The 6970-nt window shown below is 52.4% G+C and carries 6 protein-coding genes; 3 read left to right on the forward strand and 3 right to left on the reverse strand.

What is annotated here, in order from left to right; genetic code table 11:
- Positions 1-22 precede the first annotated feature (22 nt).
- From CAFE_RS06720 to CAFE_RS06730, 3 genes are all read right to left on the reverse strand, one after another.
- Entirely contained in the window at positions 23-1801 is a 1779-nt protein-coding gene (locus tag CAFE_RS06720) for a DUF6020 family protein (protein ID WP_156990164.1), read from the reverse strand.
- A gap of 62 nt (positions 1802-1863) precedes the next feature.
- Entirely contained in the window at positions 1864-2697 is an 834-nt protein-coding gene (locus CAFE_RS06725) for a Cof-type HAD-IIB family hydrolase (protein ID WP_156990165.1), read from the reverse strand.
- The gene (locus CAFE_RS06730) at positions 2694-3227 is read right to left on the reverse strand and encodes a flavodoxin domain-containing protein (protein ID WP_066647919.1); all 534 of its coding nucleotides are present in this window, start codon (positions 3225-3227) and stop codon (positions 2694-2696) included. Before CAFE_RS06730 ends, CAFE_RS06725 begins: the two co-directional genes overlap by 4 nt.
- Before the next feature lie 289 nt (positions 3228-3516).
- Between CAFE_RS06730 and CAFE_RS06735 the strand changes: the two genes are divergently transcribed.
- From CAFE_RS06735 to CAFE_RS06745, 3 genes are all read left to right on the forward strand, one after another.
- Positions 3517-4494: a DMT family transporter gene (locus CAFE_RS06735; protein WP_156990166.1), complete on the forward strand. Its 978-nt coding sequence runs from the start codon at positions 3517-3519 to the stop codon at positions 4492-4494.
- A 209-nt stretch (positions 4495-4703) separates the two neighbouring features.
- A complete protein-coding gene (locus CAFE_RS06740; RefSeq protein WP_156990167.1) occupies positions 4704-6185 on the forward strand; it encodes an MBOAT family O-acyltransferase in 1482 nt (493 codons plus the stop codon).
- Between the two features lie 13 nt (positions 6186-6198).
- On the forward strand, positions 6199-6900 hold the full coding sequence (locus CAFE_RS06745) for a hypothetical protein (protein ID WP_156990168.1): 702 nt from the start codon (positions 6199-6201) through the stop codon (positions 6898-6900).
- Positions 6901-6970: the final 70 nt, after the last annotated feature.

Consider the following 6970-nt stretch of genomic DNA (forward strand, 5'->3'; position numbering starts at 1 on the left):
CCGAACCAGCCATGCCTGGAATTCAGGGCGTCGATTCGCTTCTCCCCTCGCGATATATCTGGAATAAAAGGAAAGGCGCGCACAGAAACAACGAAAAAACATAGCGGAATTCGCAGTAGGTCGGAGCCGCCAGCATAGTGGTCAGCCACAATCCAATGACGGGCGTCATCGGAAGCAATCGGTCGTACCTCCGTTTCAACAGCGCGTAAATTGCCAGAAACGCCGTCATCCAAACGGCCACACCGATATTATTGCTCATTCCCGTCGGCACAAAATGCTCCAGGAACGCGGACCATTTTTCGAGATAGGGTTTCGAATTGATTCCGGTCAACGTTCCAAACAGATTATAGGGAACCACTCCGTAGGTATCGTCCCCCCACGAAGCCACGCCGGCTGCGGTAACCCAGTTTCCGGTCCCGATATGCCAATACCCAAGGGTAAGCATCATGTGGGCAATCAGGCATTCCTTGGGGTTCTTCACAAACAAATCCGCCCAGACTTTCAGAAACTCCGGTTTATTCCGCGCCAGATAAGTATAGTCAAATTTATGATTGAACTTAATCCGGTCCACGGTAAACGGATCATAGGATTCCTTAATCGTTTTGATCGGCATCACCCGATTCAGAAAGTTCCTGTCCTCTTCCGACATTTTCCCGTCCTTTGCGGCAACGCGCGCCATTTGCTGAAGCGGAACGCCGACGGATTCGTCAAAACGGTTTTTCGGAATTCCGGCCAGCCGGTAAACCGGGCCCTGAATCACCATAACGGCGGTAAGGATAACGAGCAGAACGGGCGCAATTTTTTTGATGTGAACCCGGCAAAAAAAGGCCAGCCACAAAAATGAAAACGCCAGCACATAGACGCCGTTATTCCGAAGGAACGCAACGGCAAATGAAGTCAGCGCCAGATGCGCGGTTCCGCCGATCGACCGCAAATTCGCGCCCCGGGCTGCCGCCGTATCGGCAAGGAAAAGCGTCAGCAAAAGCATCGCGCCGCCGAAGAGGACGTCTTTCCACATAGTAACCGCATATTTTCCGTAAATGGGGTTTAAGGCAAAGAAAAGCGCGGTTCCCCAAAGATACGGCAGCGGACATCCGCGCATGCGGCACCAGTACAGCGCATAGCCCAACACGGACGCCATCAGCAGAAGCTGCGTGAAAGAATAGAGCGCAACGCCTCGATTCATGCTGCCAAGCAAATTTCCCGCCAAATAAAACATTCTCAGGAAAAGCTGGTAAACAACCGGCTGCTGGTTGTTGACCGGCGCCCGCCCCGCGGCCCGAACCAGGCAGGCAAAGGAGTCTCCCGTCATCAGTCCGGGATAATAAGTCAGAAAATACGGAAGCCAGCACGCGGCAAAAATTGAAGACCACAGCGCCCAGGAAAAAAAACGGCTGCGCGGGCTTTCGGGCAGCGCGCGGCTGGACTTTGGAAACGGATGTCGCTCCGACAGGCGGAACAGGGCAAGAGTCGCCGCCCAAAGCAGGAGCGCAAGGCCTGCAAACGGCAGAACGTCCTCCCTCCCGACCCCGGCGAAAGAAGGCGGCTGAACGGTAATCCGCTGCCCGACCAAAAACATGGCCGACATCGCCGCCCCGAAAACTCCGGAAAGAAGCTGCGTCCTGCGGTTCCCGTAACCCGCGGTAGATCGGATACACGCGGCGGCTCCCGCCGCGGCGAGCATCCACGGCAGCCAATGCCGGTACCAGATGTTGAACACGCCGAAGGCCAGAGAAGTCAGAACGCCTCCCGCCGCGGCGCAAAACCAGATTTGACTTTTCAATCGGTCAAGCCGGCGCATTCTTTTTCCCCTTCCGTATCGGACCATACTCATTCGTTACAGGATTCCCCGCCTAGAAAAAATTAACTCTCTTCCGACAAAATGAATTTCTCAACGGCCGACGCCACGCCGTCTTCTTCGTTTGTGCCGGTTACATAATCGGCGTCCCGGAAAAGATCCGGCTCCGCGTTCCCCATTGCAACGCCCAGTCCCGCAAACTTCAGCATGCTCCTGTCGTTGTCGCCGTCCCCGAACGCCGCGACACGCTTTCGGTCGATCCCCAGGGTTTCACAGAGGTGCCGCAGGCCGTCGCCTTTGCTTGCCGAGCGGTCATTGATCTCAAGATTGATCGTCCCGGAGGAGGTGACGGAATACGGCCCCATTGCCAGAATTTCGCGGCGCAGACGGCCCCGCTCCAAGGCGGGGACATAGGGAAGATTGACCTTTTCCAGAGGGATTCCGTTCCGCTCCAAAAAACCCGCAAGGTCGCTGACAAAAGTCTGGGAAGCGTCGATATAGCGAAAAAACTCCTCCGGCAATCCAGCCTTGCGCAAAGGCGGCAGTTCTCCTTCGTTCGCATAGGAAACGCCGCCGCAGTATGCTTCCATAAAATAACCGCGGGACACAAAAAAGCGGACGATCCGCAGGGAGGCTTCCATCGTCATGGGATGGGAGTACAGCACGGACCGATCCGTCAAATCAACTACACTTGCTCCGTTGGAGGTCAGCAGGTAGCGCACGCCCGGCAGACGCAGCATCTCTTCCGGCACCGTCTTGGCAACCCGCCCCGTCGCGGGTACGATTTGAATCCCGAGGGCCGCCGCCTTTCCCAACGCTTCCATGGTTCGTTTCGATACGGTTTTATCGTTTTTTAGAACCGTGCCGTCCATATCGAGGGCGATCAACTGAAAATTCATGAAGGATTCCTTTCCTGATTTCCCGCCATCCTTCGGGCAAACGCCTCCAGCTTCTCTTTGGAAAGAGTCACATAATCCGTTTTCCCGTCGGTGATTTTTCCCGCGCCTTTTGATTTCGAAATACCGTTTAACAATATTTTTGATGCGTTTCGTTCCAAAAAATTCATTTTGGTAAAGTAAATGGCGCCGCCCGGCGTGCAAAAAGCGGTCAGCCGCCCAACAATTTCAGATGGAAATCCGTTTTCAAGGAACCGCCGGACTTCGTCCCGCTCCTCCGTAAGGCAGGTCAGGTAAATGCCAATGGGCTTTTGCAGGAGAATGCCAAGGTATTTTTTGCAAAAATCCTTTACTTCCTTTTGGATTTGCCCGCCGTAGACGGAGCTGCCCAGAATCACGGCATCAAAGCCGGCCGGATTCGCATCGCCCTTTTTCAGGTCGACGACATCGGTGTCCCCCAGAATTCCAGCAAGAAAACCGGCGGACTCGGCAGCAGACCCGTGCGTGCTGGAATATGCGATTAACGTTTTCATTCTAATCACGCCTTAAATTAAATATTCATAAAATTGGCAATGATAATTCAGTGCAAGACTGGATACGCTAGTGACGGCAGAGAAAATATCATTTTGATTTTCAAAACACGCTTCATGCGTGGATATTTTTCCTGTTAGGGCGGGCCGAAAGCCCGCCCGGTCTTTTTATTTTGATTGTATCGCCTGAAAAGGACGCTGTCAAGGAGCATTCCCGAACAACATAAGTTTACAGGCCTTGCATACCGTGCTATACTGTTATGCAGTAGTTTTGAAATGCGAGGTCTGATCATTGAAAAAAGGTCCTGTTTACATCGTCTTTGCAACATTTCTTTTCAGCACCATGGAAATCGCCTTAAAACTGAGCGCCGGAAGCTTTAACGCCATTCAGCTTACGTTTCTGCGTTTCCTGATCGGTTCCCTGATTCTGATGCCGCCGGCAGTAAAACAACTTCGGCGAAAGAATTTTTGTCCGCGTTTGGGCGATCTTGCATTTTTCGCGCTGACCGGGCTGATCTGTGTAAACGTCAGCATGATTCTGTACCAGATGGCTGTTCTGTATTCGCCGGCCTCCACCGTCGCCGTCCTGTTCAGCTGCAATTCCGTTTTTCTGGTTCTGTTCGCGTTTTTCATGCTGGGTGAAAAAATACGGTTTAACACAGCGGTTTCGATCGTTCTGAGCCTGTTCGGGATGGCGGTCATGATCAATCCGTTCCTTTTCGCGGGCAGCGCGGCGGGAACCGTTCTTTCTCTGGCCGCCGCCGTGACCTTTGCCCTTTACAATGCGGTCGGCCGCACCCGGAGCGGCCGTTACGGCGGAGTGGCAATGACCTGCTTCAGCTTTCTGTTCGGGTGCGCCGAAATGCTGATCTTGATTTTTCTTTCGCATCTTCGTCCTGTCGCCGCTCTGCTGCGCGGCGCGGGTCTGGCACAGTTCGCGGATGTTCCGATTTTTTCCGGTATCAGTCTGGGCGCTCTTCCCGCCCTTGTTTATGTCGGCGTATTTGTGACCGGCTGCGGTTTCGCCTTTTATTTTCTCGCGATTGAAACCGCCGGCGCGGCGAAAGCGGCCCTGGTCTTTTTCTGCAAACCCGTGCTGGCCCCCCTGCTTTCCCTCGTAATCCTTGGGGAAGCAATTACGCCGTCAATGGCCGTTGGAATCGCGCTGATCGTCATCGGATCGTTTATCACCTTCCTGCCGGAGCCTTCGTTCGGAAGGCAAGCGGCTGCGACGGGGCTGCCGCCCGCACCCAAGGAAGATGAGGATTGACAGCATTCCTCCGCAAGGCTGTCCCTTCTTGGGGACGGCTTTTTTCAGGTCCGATTTTCATGCGGCTGTAAATTTCTCACGGAATTTTCATGTTAAATTCGAAGAAAGACGAAATTTCATAACATTTGATTTATAATTACATGGTTAAATAGTTCAATAAAGGATATGCTCCGGTAAAACGGAAGCACCGGTTTTAGGAGGCCTCCTTCTTGTCGTTTATATCAGGCTCTTTTCTGCTGTTCTTCCCTGTTGTTACCATTGTCTATTTTGCCCTTCCTCAAAAGCTCCGCTGGTTCTGGCTTTTGATTGCAAGTTATTTTTTTTACATGAGCTGGAGCCCCCAGTATGGCATCCTTCTGGCCGTTTCCACCGTTATTACCTATTTCAGCGGACTTCTGATTGAAAAAGCCGGCGCCTTGCCGGACGCTGCACAAGCCGCGAAGAGGAAAAAATTGTGGGTTGCCGTAAGCTTTGTCCTGAACCTCGGAATTCTGGTTGTTTTTAAATATTTGAATTTTTTTGATGAAATTTATACCGATGTCATATCATCCATGGGAATGTCCGCGGGAGCGATGAAATTCGATCTGCTGCTGCCGGTCGGCATATCTTTTTATACCTTTCAGGCGCTCAGCTACACAGTGGACGTCTACCGGGGCGACCTGAGGCCGGAACGGCATTTCGGAAAATACGCCCTGTTCGTTTCATTTTTTCCCCAGCTTGTCGCCGGTCCGATCGAAAAATCCAAAGACCTTCTGCACCAGTTCAGCGAGATTCACCGGTTTGATTATGACCGTGCCCGGCGTGGGTTTCTCCTGATGCTGTGGGGGTATTTTCAAAAAATGGTCGTTGCCGACCGACTGGGACAGCTGGTTAATACGGTTTACGGCAGTCCCGGCAAATATTCCGGCGCGGAGGTCGCCGTCGCGAGCATTTTCTTCGCGTTCCAGATTTACTGCGATTTCGGGGGATACTCCAACATTGCGATCGGCGCCGCACAGGTTCTGGGCTTTTCTCTGACGACAAACTTCAGCCGACCGTATTTTTCTCTGTCCATTAAGGAGTTCTGGCGAAGATGGCATATCACGCTCGGGGCCTGGTTCCGGGACTACCTCTACATCCCTCTGGGCGGGAACCGGTGTTCTCTCTTCAAACAATGCCTGAATCTTTTTCTCGTTTTTGCCGTCTGCGGCCTTTGGCACGGCGCGTCCTTCACCTTTGTCATTTGGGGAACCCTGCACGGATTATACCAGATTTTCGGCCTGCTGCTGAAACCGGCCCGCCGGAAAGCCGCTGCAGCCTTGAACATCGACCCGGATTCCCGCCTGAATCGTTTTCTGCGGGCTTCCTTTACCTTCGTCCTTGTGGATTTCGCCTGGATCTTTTTCCGCGCCGGAACGGTACAGGACGCTTTTACGCTGATCGGCAGCCTGTTTCGCCCCGCAGACCTCTCGGGCGGCGCCCTCTTCCGTCTCGGACTGACGGCGCCCGAATTTTTCGCCGGAATTCTTGGGATTGCCGTCGTTCTGGCCGTGGATGTACTGAGCCGGAAAACCGACCTGCGCGCCCTCCTGCTTGAAAAAAGGCCTGCCGTCCGCTGGACCGCTTATTTTTCTGCTGTTCTGGTTATTCTGATTCTTGGAATTTACGGATCCCAGTACACAGCGCAGCAGTTTATTTATTTCCAATTTTAGAAAGGGACCGATTTTGAAAAAGCTGATTGGTAAAGGAATCCTGTTTCTGACCGTTTTGACGCTGATCCTCTCCTCCATCTCCAGTGTGTTCATTTACAAGATTGACCACCGCGGCAAATTGCTTGAAGGTCTTTATCATTCGGACGACCCCTACGACGTCGTTTTCATGGGGTCGAGCCACATGAACGGCGGCATCGATCCAAACGTTCTATGGAAACAGTACGGAATTACAAGCTTTAATTACGCCACCGGAGGCCAGCCGATCGACGTTACCTATTACCTGCTGCAGGAGGTTCTGAAAAAGCATACGCCGTCCGTCGTTGTCGTCGACCTTTACTATCTCGGCATGACGACCCCCTACGGTGCGACCGGTTTTGTCAGCAATGCGGTGGATAACATGCGTTTTTCCAAAAACAAGCTGGAAGCGATTCAAAACTGTACGCCGCCGGAAGAGTGGATCAACTTTCTTCTTCCTGCGCTGAAATATCATTTTCGATGGTCTTCCCTGACCGCGGAAGATTTTACCTATGACAGCTCTTCCATCTATTACTTAAAAGGATTCGACGCCGGCACGCAGAGATATGGAAAAGCGGATACTTCCTATGCGGCGACGGACAAAAAAGCCGATATTCCCGCAAAGACTCTTTCCTATTTCTATGGAACCTCTGATTTAATCCGCCCCTCTACCGAAGAGAGGAGAACTCTGGTAAAATAGAACTATCAATTCACAGGCGGTGCAGAGAAATGAAAAAGCAACAAACTTTTACGGATATCGAATATAGCTG

Source organism: Caproicibacter fermentans, from assembly GCF_009746625.1.
In the GTDB taxonomy this organism is placed as follows: Bacteria; Bacillota; Clostridia; order Oscillospirales; family Acutalibacteraceae; genus Caproicibacter; species Caproicibacter fermentans.

Bases quoted from the DNA above. Each gene is read 5' to 3' on its own strand.
- CAFE_RS06720 (WP_156990164.1), bottom strand. From the start codon at position 1,801: ATGCGCCGGCTTGACCGATTGAAAAGTCAAATCTGGTTTTGCGCCGCG.
- CAFE_RS06730 (WP_066647919.1), bottom strand. From the start codon at position 3,227: ATGAAAACGTTAATCGCATATTCCAGCACGCACGGGTCTGCTGCCGAG.
- CAFE_RS06725 (WP_156990165.1), bottom strand. From the start codon at position 2,697: ATGAATTTTCAGTTGATCGCCCTCGATATGGACGGCACGGTTCTAAAA.